This window comes from Sphingobacterium sp. xlx-96 (assembly GCF_011007365.1).
In the GTDB taxonomy this organism is placed as follows: Bacteria; Bacteroidota; Bacteroidia; order Sphingobacteriales; family Sphingobacteriaceae; genus Sphingobacterium; species Sphingobacterium luzhongxinii.
Genome location: NZ_WFKM01000001.1, coordinates 528,155 through 547,091 on the forward strand (window position 1 = coordinate 528,155; position 18,937 = coordinate 547,091).

Annotated in this window: 16 protein-coding genes; 4 read left to right on the top strand and 12 right to left on the bottom strand. The window is 38.6% G+C overall.

Annotated features, from left to right (window positions below):
- Positions 1 to 273: 273 nt before the first annotated feature.
- Positions 274 to 2,691 (top strand): thiamine pyrophosphate-dependent enzyme, encoded by a 2,418-nt coding sequence (locus G7B20_RS02430; RefSeq protein WP_164108428.1) that lies wholly within the window; start codon positions 274 to 276, stop codon positions 2,689 to 2,691.
- Between the two features lie 62 nt (positions 2,692 to 2,753).
- On the opposite strand, the gene G7B20_RS02435 is transcribed toward G7B20_RS02430, so the two are convergent.
- The 5 genes from G7B20_RS02435 to G7B20_RS02455 form a co-directional block, all read right to left on the bottom strand.
- Entirely contained in the window at positions 2,754 to 3,611 is an 858-nt protein-coding gene (locus G7B20_RS02435) for an ROK family protein (RefSeq protein WP_164108429.1), read from the bottom strand.
- Entirely contained in the window at positions 3,598 to 4,695 is a 1,098-nt protein-coding gene (aroC, locus tag G7B20_RS02440; RefSeq protein ID WP_164108430.1) for a chorismate synthase, read from the bottom strand. Before aroC ends, G7B20_RS02435 begins: the two co-directional genes overlap by 14 nt.
- Positions 4,696 to 4,772: 77 nt before the next feature.
- On the bottom strand, positions 4,773 to 6,023 hold the full coding sequence (gene aroA / locus G7B20_RS02445) for a 3-phosphoshikimate 1-carboxyvinyltransferase (RefSeq protein ID WP_164108431.1): 1,251 nt from the start codon (positions 6,021 to 6,023) through the stop codon (positions 4,773 to 4,775).
- A complete protein-coding gene (locus G7B20_RS02450) occupies positions 6,023 to 7,129 on the bottom strand; it encodes a chorismate mutase (RefSeq protein WP_164108432.1) in 1,107 nt (368 codons plus the stop codon). The genes aroA and G7B20_RS02450 overlap by 1 nt, the downstream gene beginning before the upstream one ends.
- A 49-nt stretch (positions 7,130 to 7,178) precedes the next feature.
- On the bottom strand, positions 7,179 to 8,003 hold the full coding sequence (locus tag G7B20_RS02455; protein WP_164108433.1) for a prephenate dehydratase: 825 nt from the start codon (positions 8,001 to 8,003) through the stop codon (positions 7,179 to 7,181).
- A gap of 564 nt (positions 8,004 to 8,567) precedes the next feature.
- Between G7B20_RS02455 and G7B20_RS02460 the strand changes: the two genes are divergently transcribed.
- Genes G7B20_RS02460 through G7B20_RS02470 form a run of 3 tightly spaced genes read left to right on the top strand, consistent with a single transcriptional unit; the run spans position 8,568 to position 10,893 of the window.
- Positions 8,568 to 9,425, top strand: coding sequence for an EamA/RhaT family transporter (locus tag G7B20_RS02460; protein WP_164108434.1), 858 nt, complete (start codon positions 8,568 to 8,570; stop codon positions 9,423 to 9,425).
- Positions 9,422 to 10,039: a YigZ family protein gene (locus G7B20_RS02465; protein ID WP_164108435.1), complete on the top strand. Its 618-nt coding sequence runs from the start codon at positions 9,422 to 9,424 to the stop codon at positions 10,037 to 10,039. Before G7B20_RS02460 ends, G7B20_RS02465 begins: the two co-directional genes overlap by 4 nt.
- On the top strand, positions 10,036 to 10,893 hold the full coding sequence (locus G7B20_RS02470; protein WP_164108436.1) for a nucleoside phosphorylase: 858 nt from the start codon (positions 10,036 to 10,038) through the stop codon (positions 10,891 to 10,893). The genes G7B20_RS02465 and G7B20_RS02470 overlap by 4 nt, the downstream gene beginning before the upstream one ends.
- 5 nt (positions 10,894 to 10,898) lie before the next feature.
- On the opposite strand, the gene rodA is transcribed toward G7B20_RS02470, so the two are convergent.
- The 7 genes from rodA to G7B20_RS02505 form a co-directional block, all read right to left on the bottom strand.
- Positions 10,899 to 12,173 (bottom strand): rod shape-determining protein RodA, encoded by a 1,275-nt coding sequence (rodA, locus tag G7B20_RS02475; RefSeq protein WP_164108437.1) that lies wholly within the window; start codon positions 12,171 to 12,173, stop codon positions 10,899 to 10,901.
- On the bottom strand, positions 12,160 to 14,133 hold the full coding sequence (gene mrdA / locus G7B20_RS02480) for a penicillin-binding protein 2 (RefSeq protein WP_164108438.1): 1,974 nt from the start codon (positions 14,131 to 14,133) through the stop codon (positions 12,160 to 12,162). Before mrdA ends, rodA begins: the two co-directional genes overlap by 14 nt.
- Positions 14,134 to 14,139: 6 nt before the next feature.
- Positions 14,140 to 14,664 carry a rod shape-determining protein MreD gene (locus G7B20_RS02485; RefSeq protein WP_164108439.1) on the bottom strand — a complete coding sequence of 175 codons (525 nt, stop codon included), beginning with the start codon at positions 14,662 to 14,664 and terminating at the stop codon, positions 14,140 to 14,142.
- Positions 14,657 to 15,499, bottom strand: a complete 843-nt coding sequence (mreC, locus tag G7B20_RS02490; protein WP_164108440.1) for a rod shape-determining protein MreC — start codon at positions 15,497 to 15,499, stop codon at positions 14,657 to 14,659. Before mreC ends, G7B20_RS02485 begins: the two co-directional genes overlap by 8 nt.
- Before the next feature lie 104 nt (positions 15,500 to 15,603).
- Positions 15,604 to 16,626, bottom strand: a complete 1,023-nt coding sequence (locus tag G7B20_RS02495; RefSeq protein WP_079642435.1) for a rod shape-determining protein — start codon at positions 16,624 to 16,626, stop codon at positions 15,604 to 15,606.
- Positions 16,627 to 16,772: 146 nt separating this feature from the next.
- Positions 16,773 to 18,461: a M1 family metallopeptidase gene (locus tag G7B20_RS02500; RefSeq protein ID WP_164108441.1), complete on the bottom strand. Its 1,689-nt coding sequence runs from the start codon at positions 18,459 to 18,461 to the stop codon at positions 16,773 to 16,775.
- The gene (locus G7B20_RS02505) at positions 18,442 to 18,885 is read right to left on the bottom strand and encodes an acyl-CoA thioesterase (protein WP_164108442.1); all 444 of its coding nucleotides are present in this window, start codon (positions 18,883 to 18,885) and stop codon (positions 18,442 to 18,444) included. Before G7B20_RS02505 ends, G7B20_RS02500 begins: the two co-directional genes overlap by 20 nt.
- Positions 18,886 to 18,937 lie beyond the last annotated feature (52 nt).

Below are 18,937 nucleotides of genomic sequence, written 5' to 3' on the forward strand. Positions count from 1 at the left end.
TGTTTAAAAGTACATAATAATACTGTATATTCTAGATCCTGTTTAAAATTTACTGAATATTATATCTTAGATATGCTGCTACTGGGGGGATTCAAAAGAAGGCTAAGCGTGACTGAGCTATAGTTAAAAAGGAGCCTTAATGATACTTGAAGTTACTTAGAAAATAAGATTGGATATATACCTCGAAATAGCTGAGGAAAGTGATTAATATTACTAATACTTATATTGTAAGAACTAAATTTGCTACTTTTGTTAAAATAGAACATTAAATTAATGATAGATACTGATTTAAAGGTTTCCGTAGATTTATCTACTTCTAAACTGAGTTTTGATGATTTTCGTCAAATCATTAAGGCGGATTATGAATTTGCCGTACAGAGTAGGGTGGTGAGTCTATTGGGACGTAAGGAGGTACTGACAGGTAAAGCCAAGTTTGGTATTTTTGGGGATGGAAAGGAACTCGCCCAAATTGCATTAGCTAAGGTTTTTGAGCATGGAGATTGGCGTTCAGGTTATTATAGAGATCAGACATTTGCTTTCGTTTCTGGTATAACAACCATTTATCATTTTTTTGCGCAATTGTACGCGCATCCTGATATTGAGGCAGATACGTCATCTGGAGGTAGACAGATGGTTGCGCATTTTTCGACTAATTTATTGGACGAGAACGGAAACTGGAAGGATCAAACATTAATAAAAAACTCTTTTTCTGATATCTCAACCACAGGTGGTCAAATGGCGCGCTCGATGGGATTGGGACTTGCATCCAAATTGTACCGTAATAATAAAGACCTCTCTTATTTGAAGTACTTTTCGAATAATGGAAGGGAAGTCGTCTTCTGTAATATTGGAAATGCTGCTACTTCCGAAGGTGTATTTTGGGAAGTAATCAATGCGGCTGGTGTACATCAAATACCAGCAGTTATATCTATTTGGGACGATGGATATGGGATATCTGTACCGAATTCGATCCAAACCAGTAAAGGGGATATTTCGGAAGTGCTGAAAGGGTTTCAGCGAGATGAAAATGGAGAGGGGTATGAAATTTTTAAGGTGAATGGTTGGGATTATCCAGGACTATGCGAGACCTATGAAAAGGCTGCCAAGATAGCTCGCGAAGAGCACAGGCCGTGTATTGTTCATGTTACAGAGTTAACCCAGCCGCAGGGACACTCGTCATCAGGATCTCATGAACGTTATAAAACGAAGGAACGTTTAACTTGGGAAGTTGATTATGATTGTAACATCAAAATGCGCCAATGGATATTAGATGCCGGGATAGCCTCTGAAGAAGAACTCATAGCGATAGAGGATAAGGCAAAAAGATTTGTTAGAGAGGAACAGCGTAGGGCTTGGTCTGATTATAGAAAAATGATTCAGGCTGAGTTGGATGAGGCGGTTTCATTACTTTCACAGATTCAAGACGAAGTAGTTGAGCTGCCGTTGAAGACCTTGATCAGTTCGTCTGAAGCTTCGTTAAAGGAGATCTACTCCACGGTAAGGCAGGTGCTGAGAGAACTTCGTTTTAAGGATTCACCGCAAAAGAAAGCATTGCTGTTGTGGTATCGAGATAAGCAGATATTAAATGCCGATAGATATAATAGTACACTTTATGTGGAGTCGGATGCAAGTCCATTTAACGTTGCTGTTGTGGAGGCTGAATACGAACAAGATGCTGCTATAGTGGATGGACGGGAAGTGCTGAATGCTTGTTTTGAAGCTAATTTTAGCAGAGACGAACGGATATTGGCTTTTGGTGAGGATGTTGGTAAGATTGGGGATGTGAATCAGGGATTTGCCGGATTGCAGGACAAGTTTGGTGAAATGCGTGTCTTTGATACCGGAATTAGGGAATCTACGATTATTGGAAAAGGGATCGGTCTGGCTGTTCGTGGACTACGCCCTATCGCTGAGATACAATATTTGGACTACTTATTATATGCCCTCCCCGTATTAAGTGATGATCTAGCTTCTTTGGGGTATCGCACTAAAGGTCAGCAGAAAGCACCTCTTATCATTCGCACTCGGGGGCATCGTCTAGAGGGGGTTTGGCACTCTGGATCACCCATGACAGTTTTATTGGGAGCTTTACGGGGGATTCATGTCTGTGTACCCCGCAATATGACGCAAGCAGCAGGAATGTATAACACATTGTTGAAGTCAGATGATCCAGCTTTAGTCGTAGAGTGTCTTAATGGCTATCGCTTGAAAGAGAAAATGCCGAGTAATGTAGGTGAATTTACAGTACCTCTAGGGATCGCTGAATTATTGCGATCGGGTACCGATGTAACCGTGGTATCTTACGGTTCGACACTTAGATTAGTTCAAGAAGCTGCTTTAGAGCTGGATAAAATAGGGATTTCTATTGAGATTATTGATGCACAGTGTCTTCAACCATTTGATAAAGAACATATTTGCGTTACTTCTCTAAAGAAGACTAACCGTCTTCTTGTTGTGGATGAGGATGTACCTGGTGGTGCGAGCGCCTTTATATTGCAGCAGATTCTAGAAGATCAAGGGGGCTATTATCATTTGGAGAGCAAGCCTCTAACTTTAAGCGCAAAAGCACATAGACCTCCATATGGTTCTGATGGTGATTACTTTACAAAACCATCAGTGGATGATATAATAGAGTCTGTATATAGGATTATGAACGATGTAAATCCTCAACAATTTCCATCATTGTTTTAAAAATCATTTACTTTCCCGTTTCAGTAATTAAAATTACTGAAACGGGAAAGTAAATGATAATATTATTCAAATAGTGAAGCTGCACCTATTAATGCAGCTTTTTCTTCGTATTCTCCGATACGGATATTGAAATCAACAAATGAATTATCATTATTAATGATCCCCCAAGCCTTGGCAATGTTTCCACCAATAATATAATTATTACAAAGATGTTTGTCGGAAAAAAAAGTTAAGAACTGATATAAGTTGCTACGATATTCTACCATTATAGACTGAAAGAAATCTGTTTGATGATGTTTTTCTATAATTTCTTTAAGACCAAACTCTTGTAAGCCTGATAGTTCTTCAAACCGCCTTGTGAACCAACGAGTCACTAAGTACTCTTCAAAAATACTGTCCTTATAAGGAGTATTCCATAAATTAGCATCATAAGCCTTATCTCCTTGTTGCCATATGGCGCTACCTAGTCCAGTCCCTAGTGTAATCCCTAGGATACAATGTTCCTGATGGCGACCTGTAGCGAAGATCTCTCCTTGTAAAAATGCAGCCGCATCGTTGATATAGCGTATGTCGATTGAAGGGGATTCCAACTCCTCACGCAATGCTGAAGTAATGTCAAGTTTGTAAAGATCGTCATACTTGTTTTGTCCATTCATTAGAGAAATACCATTTTCATAATCGAAGGGGCCCGGCATAGCGATACCGATTTGATCTATTGGGCCATTGAAGCGAGCAATTGATTCTTTAATTGCATTTGTCCAACTTTGAAAAATCGATTTAGCATTTTTAGAAGAATTTACTTCTGCGCGAGTGATAGTTTCTGAAAGAATTGACCATGTATCGCAAGCGACAATAGCGGAGGTAATGTGTGTACCTCCGATATCGCAAGCTAATATATATGTAGACTTACTTTGTGACATTTAAGTATGCGTTGTGTTTTAATAGGTGGTCAGCGATTACAAGAGCAGCCATGGCTTCTACGATAATAACAGCTCGTGGCACAACGCAAGGGTCATGTCTTCCTTTACCTGATATTACGGCCTCTTCGCCTGCTTCGTTTAGTGTGGGTTGGTCACGCATGATTGTAGCGACGGGCTTGAATGCAACTTTGAAAGTGACATCCATGCCATTGGATATCCCGCCCTGTATACCACCAGAATAGTTTGTGCGTGTTATAGTTTTATTGGCTTCTTTGACAAAGATATCGTTGTGTTCGGAGCCTTTTAGTCTAGATCCGTCAAAGCCTGATCCGTATTCGAAGCCGTGTACGGCATTAATACCCATCATAGATTTTGCCAGATCAGCGTGTAATTTGTCAAATACGGGTTCGCCCAATCCTACAGGTAAATTCTGTATGATGGTCGAGATGCGTCCGCCCACAGTGTCTCCCGCTTTGCGGATACCATCAATGTAATCTATCATCTCGTTGGCTGTGGCTGGATCAGCACAGCGGACAATAGTGGACTCGCGTAGTTCTAATAGATTGCGTAAGTCTGAGTTGTCTAGATTTGGTGATTCGATCGAACCTACACCGGATACATGCGCAAATATGGTTATGCCATGTTGTTTTAGAAATAGTTTAGCAATAGCACCAGCTGCAACGCGCGCAGCAGTCTCTCTTGCCGACGATCGGCCTCCGCCTCGGTAATCACGTATCCCATATTTCATCTGATACGTATAGTCCGCATGTGAAGGACGGAACTTATCACTGATATGAGAATAGTCTTTGGAGCGCTGATCTTCGTTGGGAATGACGATAGCTATTGGCGTGCCGGTAGATTTACCTTCAAATATACCAGATAGAATCTGCGCAGTATCACTCTCTTTACGTTGTGTAGTAATTTTGGATTGACCAGGGCGCCTTTTGTCCAACTCAGACTGAATAAATGCTTCGTCAATCACTATGTTTGAAGGACAACCGTCCAGTATAACACCTATCGCCGCACCATGGGATTCGCCGAAAGTGGTTATTCTGAAAAGATCTCCAAATGAATTTCCTGCCATAATTTATTAATTGAGGTAAATATATTAAATCGTCTATACTTTAGCGAAAAAATATAGACGATATATCTGATAATTGTTTAGGATGTGAAGAATCCCTGGTTCTGAAGGTCCTCCCAAAAAGTAGGATAGGACTTTTCGACTACTTGAGGTTCTTCAATGATAATGTTGTTAAAAACCAATGCTAGAGGTGCAAATGCCATAGCCATGCGGTGATCTTCATAGGTCTTTATGGCTATAGTACCAGGATCTGCTACATTTTGACTGTGTAGGTGATAGTTGACTCCGTCCTTTTCCAATCGTGCACCATATTTAGCGATTTCATTCTGTAGGGCAGCGATACGGTCTGTTTCTTTAATTCTTAGTGTTTCTAATCCTGTAAATGATATGTCCCGCTTTAACACAGAAGCCACAACAACTACAGTCTGGGCTAAATCTGGACATGATTTGAAGTCAAAAAGTGTTTTGTCGGACACAATATCCGTTTTTTCAAGAAAGATTCCATCTGCTTCAAAGGTCGTCTTAACGCCGAAGTGCGTCATGATATCCGCTATGGCTATATCTCCCTGTAAACTATTCTTCTTAAGACCTGGTAATCGAATTGAACCAGTCCTAGATAAAGCGACGATAGCATACCAATACGAAGCTGCACTCCAGTCGGGTTCGATATATAGTGTGCTTTCCAGAGCCTGCTGAGCTTGGATCTGAATACTGTTTTCAATCCACAGATGTTTAATACCAACCTCACTTAACATATCCAGTGTCATAGTTACATATGGTAAGGATGTCAGTTCTCCTTCAATCTCTAGTGTAAGTCCTTTTTCGAGAGCTGAAGCTATTAAAAGAAGTGATGATACATATTGACTACTTACATCGCCTTTTATCGTTACAGATTTTTTAGATTGAATTAAAGGACCGTGGATTCGCAATGGGGGATAACCCTCATTTTGTGCGTATTGGATCTCTGTTCCAATGCTATTCAATGCATTAACAAGAATGCCTATAGGACGTTGTTGCATTCTAGAAGTACCTGTCAATATAAATTCCCCTTGGAGTAGATTGAGGTAGGAGGTCAAAAACCGCATAGCCGTACCCGCTGGACCAATGTCTATTGTTTTGACACCATTAGCAGCATTCTCATGCGCTTTTTTTATAGCCTTAGTTAGTAATAAAGTGTCATCGGCATTGGAAAGGTTTTGTATAGTAACCTTTCCAGCGCTGATGGCTTGGATGATAAGCGCGCGATTACTCTCTGATTTTGAGCCAGTGAGCTGTACGAGGCCGCTTATCTCCCTTGTTGGATGCGAGAGCTTAATGCTTGGTTGCTCCATTATGCCTCCGCATTAACTTTTGTGTTCATGATCTCATTCTGCTTACGAATAGACTCATTGTGTAATAGCTCTAAGTATTTAACGGTGAAGTCTTCGCTAAGATTCAGTGCCTTAGCGAGCTGTAAACGTTTTTGGACGATTTCATCCCAGCGTGATATTTGTAAGATTGTCACGTGATTGTCGCGTTTGTATTCACCTATTTTTTCAGCTATCTTCATACGATCACCGATTTGTTTGATAATCTGATCGTCCAATTTGTCTATCTGCTGACGTAATTCGGCTAATTTATCGTCGAATGCAGGATTGTTAGATTCGGCATGACGGATCGAAAGATTGTCCAATAAATCTGAAAGTGCTGCTGGTGTTACTTGTTGCTTGGCATCAGTCCATGCTACCGAAGGGTCGATATGTGATTCGATGATAAGTCCTTGCATATCCATATCCATTGCTTTTTGTGTAACGTAAGGAATCAATTCACGATTGCCACAGATATGACTTGGGTCATTTATAATAGGTAGCTCAGGAGCAATTGTTTTCAGCTGTATTGCAATATCCCACATCGGTTCGTTACGGAATGCTGTCTTTTCGAATGATGAAAATCCTCTATGTATAGCGCCTAATTTTTTTATACCAGCACCATTGATTCGTTCTAATGCTCCAATCCATAAGGAAAGATCAGGGTTTACCGGATTTTTAACTAAAACAGGAATATCTACGCCTTTCAATGCGTCGGCAATCTCTTGGACGGTAAATGGATTTGCCGTAGAGCGCGCACCTACCCATAATACATCAACTCCTGCCGCTAATGCTTCTTCAACGTGTTTCGCTGTAGCAACCTCCGTTGCTGTAAGTAAACCTGTTTCTTCTTTTGCTCTTTTCAACCATTGTAAACCAATACTGCCAATTCCCTCAAATTCTCCCGGACGAGTACGGGGTTTCCAAATACCTGCACGAAGTACATTTACTTTTCCAGTGTTGGCTAAAAGGTGTGCTGTAGAAACAAGTTGTTCTTCTGTTTCGGCACTGCATGGTCCAGCTATGATTAAGGGTTTGTCCCCGATGTTGATCCAAGATTGTAATGGAAGGATGTCTAATGAATGTTTCATTTTATTTTCAATTTTTTAGTTTTATTATTATTTAGTGTGTTGTTTTCGATTATACTTTTTCGTTTTTGATATACTCGCCCATGATACTGAAATTGACAGTATGTTTGAGTACTTTGCGGATGGCAGCATCGTAATCGGCTTGCTTTTTCCATTCGACATCTACATAAAAATCGTATTCATTGCGGCGTCCTACTACAGGCATGGACTGTATCTTACTGAGATTGACATTTTGTTCTGCAAAGCATTGTAATACGGACGCGAGGGAACCTACGGCATTACCTGTCTGGAAGGAGAGGGAAGCCTTGTTGGCGCCCTTTTGCTCAACGACCTCGTTGCTCAAAATTAAGAAGCGAGTTGCGTTTTTCTTGTTGGTTTCTATACGCTTTTCAAGAATATTAAGACCATATATTTTTGCCGCAAATTCACCTGCAATTGCTGCAGTATTGGTGAGTTGTTCTTCTTTTATTTTTTTTGCACATCCTGCTGTATCCAGCCCCTCCTTAATAATCCAGTCTGGATGGTCGGAAAGAAATTCGTCACACTGTCTAATTGCTATGGGGTGGGATTCGATATATTGTATGTCATCGAGCTTTACACCAGGTAACGCTAATAGATTCTGCTGGATATTAAGGTGTACTTCGCCTACGATATGGAACCTGTAATCCCTTAATAAATTGTAATTAGGCAAAATGCTTCCGGCGATAGAGTTTTCAATAGCCATAACGACATTGTCAGCTTTGCCCTGCTTAAGAATTTCACAGGTTTGTTTGAATGAACTACACTCTAATGTTTCGATATCCTGTCCGAAGTATTTGAATGCAGCCTCTTCATGAAAAGAAGCTTTTACGCCCTGGATTGCAATTTTTGTTTTCATATTTAATACTTAAATAAAAAAGGTCCCGGATTGAATCCGGGACCTTTTTTATATTTTATTCATGTTATGAACTCTATACATACTAGCCCCGGCTCTTATCGCTAAAATAAAAGAAGTAAAAATAGTTGTATGTAGTTACTGTATTCATTGTCTCTGTTTTGATATTCCAAAGGTATGTGATAGAAAAGTTATATCCAAATTTTTTTTGTTTTTTTACTTTTTTTGAAGCTAAAAGAAAGGGTATTTATATTATTTTTTTTGATGATATTTCGCCTTTTTTATGTTGTTTTTTTTGTCATTTTAAAAATATGTAAATGTTGTTTAAAAATGCTTAAATGCGATATTTTTTATGATTTATGTGTTTTTTTAGACTATTTATTGTGTTGTTTTTACTTTGTTTTATGTCTTAAAAAAGTTGTTTTTTTTAATTTAAATTCTGTTTATTTATTGTTTTTTTTTTACTTTTTTTTGTTCTTGATAAGGTCGGATTAAATATAATGTGATACTGTCAGGATATAATTCCACTCTTTTTAGTAGTATTGTAGTCTTTTAGTAATATCAAATATGTTATATGTTATCTTGAGTGTTTTTTGTAGTGTTAGCGTTGCTGTAATACTAAAAATAGCACGCGGCAAGTCGTTGAATGTACAACAGCTTGTATTATGGAATTACCCGACTACAGTTTTATTAACTTATTTTCTTTTAAAGCCAGCTTTGTCAGATATTTCTTGGCAGACATTGCCGTATCAGTTGTACGTCCCGCTTACCATATTATTGCCTACACTTTTTATTTTTATCGCTTTGGCTATTAAATATAGTGGCATTGTAAAGACCGATATTGCACAGCGTATGTCATTGTTTATACCTTTACTTGCCTCTTTTTTGTTTTTTAACGAACAGGCAAACACAGGAAAAGTGGTAGGTTTGGTCATAGGTTTGGTAGCAGTAATCTGTTCTGTGAGCTGGAATAAAAGCGGTACTGATCAAAAATCTAGTAGTATACTATATCCATCAATTGTTTTCGTTGGAATGGGAATTATCGATGTTTTGTTTAAACAAGTGGCACAACATACTGAGGTGCCCTATATTGACTCTATGTTTTTTGTATTTGTCGGGGCAATGTTTATCGCTTTTTTTATATTGGCATCTCAGTTTTGGTTACTGAAAAAGAAAGTTGACTTGAGAAGTATTATATGGGGCAGTGTTTTAGGGATATTCAATTTTGCGAATATTTTTTTTTATATGAAAGCACATCGCGCTATTCCAGAAAATCCATCTATTGTATTTACCACGATGAATGTAGGTGTCATTGTGGTAGGCTCGATAGTCGGTGTATGGATGTTTCGGGAGAAGCTTAGTCTTTTGAATAAGATCGGCCTAATATTGGCTGTGATATCTATATTATTAATTACGTACCTGTGAGTTTATTTGAAGATACATACTTAACGATTGGTCAGCCCTCTGAGGGTGTTTTTAGAGATAAAGGTAGTAAGTTTATTGCCTATGCTTACCCATTTAAAAAAGAGACGCACCTAAAGGAGATTATTGCAACGCTGAAATCACTCCATCCAAAAGCGAGGCATCACTGTTGGGCTTATCGTCTAGGCACAGACCGTAGTGTTTTTCGTATTAATGATGATGGAGAACCTTCTGGCACTGCCGGGAGACCTATTCTAAATGTATTACTATCTAAGGATCTGACTAATATTTTGGTCGTGGTAGTACGTTATTTTGGAGGAACATTGCTTGGTGTCCCTGGATTGATAAATGCTTATAAGATGGCGACTCAGGAAGCCCTAGCAGAGGTTGAGGTCATTGAAAAGACGGTCAATGATGTTTATGATGTGTCTTTCGAATATTTGCAAATGAATGATGTAATGCGTCTATTAAAAGAAGAAGAAATTAGTGTTTTGAGCCAACAATTTGATAACAGCTGTGTTATTACTATAGAAATTAGAAAAAATCTTGTAAACACGGTGTTGTCAAAATTGGATAAAATTGAGAAGACTAGCGCTAAATATTTGTACACTTTATGATAGCAGATACTGAATTGATTTTGAATGCGGACGGAAGTATATACCATCTCAATATTCTTCCGGATGATTTGGCTGATACGATAATATTTGTTGGTGATCCCGACCGAGTACCTTTGGTCTCAAAATATTTCGATAAAATAGAAATAAAGAAAGGAAAACGGGAGTTTGTGACACATACAGGGCTGTTACGAGGGCGACGTTTGTCGGTGATATCGACCGGTATTGGTACGGATAATATTGATATAGTAATCAACGAAATAGACGCTCTGGTAAATGTAGATTTCTCAACGAAGACACTTAAGGATAAACTGAAAAGTGTAGATATTATAAGGATTGGAACCTCTGGTTCCATACAAGGAAATATTCCGATAGGTACTATTTTGGCGAGCGAGTTTGCTATTGGCTTTGATAATTTAATGCAATTCTATGTTAAAACCTATACGCCTATGGAGCAAATCCTGTCGGACAAAGTGGGGAGTCACTTTTCAAATTTGTCTTTTCGTCCATATATAGGTGCTGCTAGTCCTAAGTTATTAGCTAAATTTGCATCAGGAATTGCTCAGGGAATTACGATGACAGCCCCTGGATTTTATGGGCCACAGGGTAGGAGTGTCAGATCGCATAATATGTATCCGGATTTGATACAAAAAGCGAGCTCTTTCGTAACTAATGATGGTCGACATATAACTAATTTAGAAATGGAAACAGCTGGTATTTATGCACTTTCCAATATGTTTGGTCATCACGCACTTTCTGTAAATGCAGTATTGGCATCACGACTTGATGAAGAATTTTGTTCCAACCCTGCAGAAGTAATTGATAGGGCAATACAGTATGTATTAAATCGGATTTGATATTGTTAATTGGGAGATAAACCTTTACGAGTAGAATCAAATTTTAACATTATAAAAAGTAAAATTGTAAAACTCCACAGTGAGGATCCTCCATAACTAACAAATGGCAAAGGGATTCCTATAATAGGAACTAATCCAATGGTCATACTTAGATTGATGAAGAAATGGAAGAATAAAATCGATGCAACACAGTAAGAGTAAATGCGAGCAAAGGCTGTCCGTTGTCTTTCGGCAATATGTATAATCCGGAATAATAAAAATACATATAGGGCTACTACGGTAACAGAGCCTACAAACCCCCATTCCTCACCGATAGTACAAAAAATGAAGTCGGTACTTTGTTCCGGAACAAAGTTGTATTTCGTTTGTGTTCCTTGAAGATATCCTTTGCCGAAAAGCTGTCCTGAACCAATTGCAATCTGGGATTGGTTTAAGTTGTATCCTTCTCCTCTCGGATCATTGACTTTACCTAGTAAAATATCAATCCTACTACGTTGGTGAGGCTGTAAAATATTTTCCCAAGCAAAGTCAACACTCAACACATAGATGGATGCAGCTAAACAGAGTAGCGCAATATTAAGTATGTGCTTTCGCTTTGATCTATTGAAATAAGCCAAGGTCGCACAAATAGTAAAGATAATTCCGATCAATATCCATTCGTTTTCAAGTACCAATGCTAGTACAAAAAGTAAAATAGCTAAGCCTCCCAATAGTAATAGTTTTGTGTTGACATAGCCCTCTCTATAGAAGACAAAAACTAGCGAGAAAAAAACAAGAGCCGAACCTGTATCAGGTTGTAATTTGATCAAAATAACAGGCAATAGCACAATGCCAGCTGCGACAGCAAGGGAGGTGAGATTAGGTGTTTTGCTAGCTTGGGAGTTGAGGTAATAAGACAGTAATAGACAGGTGGCTAGCTTTCCAAATTCAGAGGGCTGTAGTCGAAAAAAACCTAAGTCTATCCACGATTGATTACCATTTACATTTTTTCCTACAATAAGAACAGCAATTAAAAGTAAGATTACGACACCGTATACTATTGGTGTAACTGAAATAAAAAAACGTTGGTCTATGATTAATATACTAAAACCAATTATGATTGCGGTAAATATAAAAAGGGCTTGTTTACCGTAGTTGGTAGCTAAATTAAAAATATCTGGGTATTCTGGGTTATAGACTGCCGCATGTATATTAAACCAGCCTATAAGACATAGTGTGAACCAGATTGCAATCGTTGTCCAGTCTATTCGACCTAAAAAGCTATTTTTAGTGTTGTTCATATCTACGGCTTAATTGGCTTTGGTGGACTAATAGTGATGATTTTTGTGCTCTTTGTGCAATTTGCTTTTTTACCTGCGTACTGTCTTTTTTTTCTTTGTTATTATCTTTCTTACTTTCCGTCGGTTTTGCTTTTACCTGAGGTAACAGGCTGGCATTTAATATGCGGTCCTGAAGATATTTTGGTAGCGTTATCGTGTCGCGGAGATGTTTTTCGACAAGCATACTTGCTATAGGTCCAGCCCAGGTTCCTCCATAACCGGCATTTTCGACAAAGACTGCAATCGCTATTTTAGGGTTTACACGAGGAGCAAATGCGAAAAATACGGCATGATTTTCACCATGTGGGTTTTGTACAGTACCTGTTTTTGCACACATTTCAATGCCATTTATACGCACGGAGGAAGCAGTACCTCCCGGGGCGTTGACCGCTCTACTCATTCCTTCAATAACAGGTTCATAATGTTGTGCATCTACTCCTGCAAATATCTTTTCGGTGAACTCTTTTTTGATAATTTGTTTTTGGCCTATACCTTTGATAAGGTGAGGACGATAGTAAAAACCCCTGTTGGCTACAATAGCCATGATATTAGCCATTTGCAGTGGAGTGATGCCCAATTCTCCCTGACCGATTGATTGGGAAATGGTATAACTTGATCCCCACTTTTCGCTTCCAAAGCGTTTCGTATAATAGCTGGCGGGATACACATTTCCTCCTTTTTCCCCAGGTAGATCAATCCCCAAAGGATGGCCTAAGCCAAATTTATGAAGTCCTTCCCGCCAGAGCTCATAGGCTTTTGGTCCAGACATGCTCCTCGAATCAATCATACGGGCATAAACATAGCCGTAGTAAGTATTACAGGATTTGGCAATTGATTTAACTAGATCTGTAGGGCCGTCAACGTGTGTACAACGCATGATTCTACCTGCTCCATATCTATAGCCGCCGGGACAATTGAAAATGGTGTGCGGTGTAATAACACCCGCCTGAAGCCCCGTGAGTGCAGCGACAACCTTGAATACAGATCCAGGGGGATAGGAAGCCTGAATAGGTCTATTAAACATAGGTTTGTGAGGATCGTATAACAACTTCATATAGTTGTTTCCGCGTTGTCTTCCTACCATTAAATTCGGGTTGTAGCTTGGACTGCTGACATAGGATAGAATCTCCCCGGTTGAGGGTTCGATAGCTACAACCGAACCTAATTTGTTTTTCATCAGTTTTTCGGCCAATAGTTGTAATTCCTTGTCAAGAGAAGATACGAGTCCATCTCCAGATACCGCTAGGGTGTCGTATTTGCCATCCATAAATACACCTTGAGCACGGCCAAAAACATCAACCATTTGATTTTTGACTCCACGTTGTCCCCTTAAGAGCTCTTCGTAAGAGCGTTCTACCCCCGAGGCACCAATGTAATCTCCACGTTTGTAGAAATTATTTGAACGTTCAATATCTTTTTCATTTACCTCTTGAATATAACCTAAAAATTGCGCTGCAATGCTATCTGGGTATTGACGCACCGTACGAGGTTGTGCTTGGAAACCTCTAAATTTGTCTAAATGTTCTTGCAGTACAGCGAAAGTTTCTGCGCTCATCATTCCTTCAAATATTGAAGCCCGGAAGGGTGAAAACGAACGAGCTTTATTCATCCGGGAGATAAAACCTGCTTTGTCAATTTCAAGTAGACGACACAGCAATAATGTATCTATATCTTTTACCTCACGCGGTATGACTAGGAGGTCATAAACAGGTTCGTTTTGAACAAGTATTTTTCCATTTCTATCCAAGATTACACCCCTTGCAGGGTATACTACAGTTTTTCGGAGCACATTATTATTGGCTGATAGTAGATAAGAATCATCTATAATCTGAAGATAGAATAGACGAGCTACAATAATCAGCGCTATAGCTATGAATATCCCTTGTATAATGTACTTTCGTTCGAAGAAACTATTGTTCATGTCGCTTTAGTTAATCAATCTTGATTTGCGATTGTAGGTAATCAAGCTAATGATAAGAATGACCACTACCGTGAATAAGCTGCTGAAAAGTATACTTGCTAACGTATATAGTATATCCTGAAAGGAGAACACTTCTGTTAGAAATAGGACAAGATGATGTATAAATGTCCCTAGAAATAAGTAGGTTGAAAACCATTTAAATCCCATGTTTCCCCAACTCGGAGTTTGAAAAGAAGCCTGTTCATCCATCTCCAGTGTGATTTTGTGAAAGAAAATACGAAACCAAGCCAAAGCTACACAAGCAGCCGCATGTACGCCTATGCTGTCATAAAATGCGTCTACGGTAAGACCTGTAAGAAATGCAAGTAGAAAAAGAACAAAATTGGATATACCTGTAGGTAATAAAAGTATGATAAGGATGTAAGGAAACAATGCTGCTATATTGTAATATCCAATATTTTTGAATACGGCTACCTGCAATACAATAAGTATCAAGAAGCGGATGATATTGAAAACGATTACCCTAGCCATTATCTTTGTTTTGTTTTTCTAATTCTAATTTCTCCATTGCCATTTTATCTTTTACGATGTAGACATGATTAAGATTAATAAAATTTGTCGTCAATAGGACCCGTATGTCCTTAAAGCTTTCTCCTGAAGTCAAATCGGTCTGCACGATGTGTCCAACTTTAATTCCCTTTGGAAACTTAGTGGAATATCCTGACGTAAAGACAGGTTGTCCCACATAAACCTTTACGTGATTTGGAATATCCCGTACCATGGCGTAGCGCGGATCTTGATTGTTACCCCAAACTAAGGATCCAAATGCAGTACCGGTACTATCTAGCGTGACAGATATTTTACTATCAGGATGTAATAGTGATTTGATGGTGCTAAAATGAGGCGATACATTCAGTACTGTGCCGACAACCCCGTTGGAGGTAATTACGCCCATATCTTTCTCTATACCATCTATCGACCCTTTATTAATAGTTAGATAATTACTTTTTTGATGAACACTGTTATTGACAACTGAGGCAACAAGAAATTCATATCGTGAATTATCAATGCTATCCACGATATTTACAGAGTCTTTCGTACTATCAGAGGAAGTTATATTTTGTAACTTCTGACGCAGTAATGCGTTCTCATTTGTTAATTGTTCATTAGTTGCGCGCAATGACAGGTATTCTTTCCACGAGTTCACATTGCCATAAAAAGAACCAATAATAACATTTGAGGAATTTACAAAGGAAGAACGTTGGTAATTGTTGTTCTGAACAACGAGGAAAATAGAAAAGGTGAAAAAAAGAATAAACCAAAAAAAGGCGTTATATCTTACCAAAAAGAGCCATAGGTTTTTCATATTTTTCCGTAGAGATTTATTTCGTTATCTAAAAAATACGCGATATAGAAGAAGATTAACTTTTCTATATCGCGCAGAAGTATTTTTATTTTACCTTGTTTTCGTTATTGCATCAAAAACTTGAATCTTCCGATATTCTTAAGCGCTATTCCTGTTCCTCTTACAACAGCACGTAATGGATCTTCCGCGACATGTATAGGTAGTTTTGTTTTGGCTTGTAATCTTTTGTCAAGACCTCTCAGTAAAGCTCCTCCACCGGTTAAATATATTCCAGTCTGATAGATATCCGCAGATAATTCAGGAGGAGTGATTTCTAGTGCTTTTAATATAGCCTCTTCAATTTTTGAAATGGACTTGTCCAAACAATGTGCAATCTCGGTATAAGAAACGGTTATTTGTTTAGGAATACCTGTCATCAAATCACGTCCTTGTACCGCAAAATCTTCTGGTGGATCCGTAAGCTCCGGGAGCGCAGCACCAACCTCAATCTTAATTTTTTCTGCAGTTCGGTCTCCAATCATAATATTATGTTGACGACGAATGTATTGCACGATATCGGAGTCAAAGTTGTCACCTCCCACACGGATAGATTGATCACAAACAATTCCTGATAGTGCTATCACCGCAATCTCTGTCGTACCCCCACCGATATCAATAATCATATTTCCTACAGGTTCTTCCACATCGATTCCGATACCTACCGCAGCAGCCATGGGTTCGTGAATGAGGTAGACTTCTTTAGCACCGGCAATTTCTGCCGAATCTCGAACGGCACGCTTTTCTACCTCCGTAATACCGGAAGGTATACATACTACCATACGCAACGATGGAAAAAACCATGATTTGCCATTGGTTACCAATTTTACCATTCCTCTTATTAGATGTTCAGCCGCAGTAAAATCTGCGATAACCCCATCTCTAAGTGGTCTAACTGTTTTTATGTTGTCGTGGGTTTTACCTTCCATCTGCATAGCCTGTCTGCCTATCGCAATGACCTTGTTTGTTGTCCGATCAAAAGCTACAATCGAAGGCTCGTCCACTACTACTTTGTCATTATGTATTATTAAGGTATTTGCCGTACCCAAGTCAATCGCAACTTCTTGCGTAAACCAATTGAATAACCCCATTTAGTAAGTCCTAATTCTGTTTTAATTTTAATGCAAACCTAATGAAAAAAAATCTATTATGGTAACTGAACTCTACAAAAATGTCAAATAAAATCATGTTGATTTTTGATCAGAAACCATCTGTTAAAACGCTATAAATGCTCGTGTTATTGTATCAAAGTGCCGATATAATAATTGAAGGTGTCAATTTCTATATTATCTTTTTTTAAGTTAGGTATCTCTATTTTTGTAAACGTATCTTTAAGTAGTATACGGATCTTTTTTTTGCCTTTTAATCCGATGTGTACTGGCATGTTGAAATCTGGGATATCACTAATCCATCTCCCTAATACGTTTCCGTCTGATCCGATTTGGATTTCCAAAGTCGGTATAGCTGTGGTTTGAACATATTGAGCAAAGAAGGGGCGTAGATTGAAACCGGATTCAGTGCTTACAAAATTAACAATATCGTTATAATCTACTCCCGAATGGTAGAATTTTTCATTAAGGCTTCTGAGTATTGATCTCCATTTTTCGTCGTTGTCAATTATTGTACGTATCATATTCAGTATTACGCCTCCTTTCAGATACATATCTCCAGAACCTTCCTTGTTTACATGGTAAGGCCCCTGTAGAGGTCTGTCATTGAGAATGCCTGTACGATTTCCATGAACATAATCTTGACTTGCTTTTTTACCATAGAAGTAGTCAATGAATAATGCTTCGGAGTAATTGGTGAAGCTCTCGTGTATCCACATGTCGCCAAGGTCTTTTGCTGTAATATTGTTGCCAAACCATTCATGGCCCGATTCATGAACAATGATGAAGTCCCATTTTTTACCCCAGCCTGTGTTAGATCCGTCGCTACCTAGATATCCGTTTTGGTATTTGTTCCCGTAAGCAATTGCACTTTGGTGCTCCATGCCTAAATGAGCTGTTTCAACGAGCTTATATCCATCTTTGTAAAATGGATAAGGGCCAAACCAATGCTCAAATGCTTGTAGGGTTTCTCTCACATTTTTTTGTAGATGTTCTCTTTTATTTTTTTGATTATTCTCTCGCAAGACATAATAATTAATATCCAAGTTACCATTTACTCCTTTATAAATTTCTTTGAAATGGACGTAGTCTCCTATATTTAAAGCGACATTATAGTTGTTTATTGGGTTTTCTACTCTCCAGTGAAATTTGCGATAGCCATCTTTAAGATCTTCTGTCCGAATGAGTCTTCCATTCGAAACATTGATTACGTCTTTGGGAACTGAAACTGAAATCAACATGCTGTCCACTTCGTCAGATTGATGGTCTTTATTGGGCCACCATACACTCGCACCCAATTTTTGGCAAGCGGTAGCTACAAAAGGGAGACCATTACTGTCCTTTTTCCAGTCAAAGCCTCCATCCCAAGGGGCACGAGTAGCCTGCAAAGGATGACCGGAATAATGTACTCTAAAAGAATCTATCTTTCCGTTTTCAATAGTTGTCGGGAAATCTATAAATACAGCATTGTACGACCTGTTGAACGGGATCTCGCTCCCCTGATATTCGACTTTGTCTACACTCAGGTTGTCAAATAAATCAAACTGCAGGCGATCAAATGGATTGACTGCTTTGAATTTGAATAGATTGGATACACAAATCGACTTATTGTCGATATCAATACGGACATCTAGATGGTAATATAGGATGTCGTAGCAGGTACGCAAAGGTGTTAATTGACCGCGTAGAGAATCCGCCTCAAAGAATATATCTTTGGCTTTCATGAGTTGTGCATCATTCTCCTTGGGTATAATTATGATTATAAGAGTAAGGAAAATAGAAAATAAATTTGTGTATCTATGCGTTGCTTTCTGCATAGTTTTCTGATTTTGGGATTTTTTCTAAGATTTCATACCAATCTGAAGGGATGTCAGTAAGCTTTCTATCAACGAGGTTTAACCAAGCACCGTCGACATTTACCTCTGCAGCTTTTACCTGATTTTCTTTGTATACGATGTGTTGAAAGGAAAAACGTGCATTGCTTCTGTTTAATTTAGTAAGCAGCACGTCCACCTTTATGTATTCATCTAGCTTTACTTCTCTGAAATAGATGAGCTCTTCTCGGAAAAGAATAGGCCCGATTTTCTGCCTTGCAAATTCATCCAAAGATAACCCCATTTTGTTTAACATATTACTTCGTGCCTGGGCACAGAAATCGGCATAAGCGGAATGTCTAAGATGACGATTTGCATCTATTTGAGACCATAGGACCTGACCTTCGTAAAAGGTTTTGTTCTGCATATCCATTTGTTTTTATAATTACTTGTATTTTTCGTATTTTAAAAATGCAAGA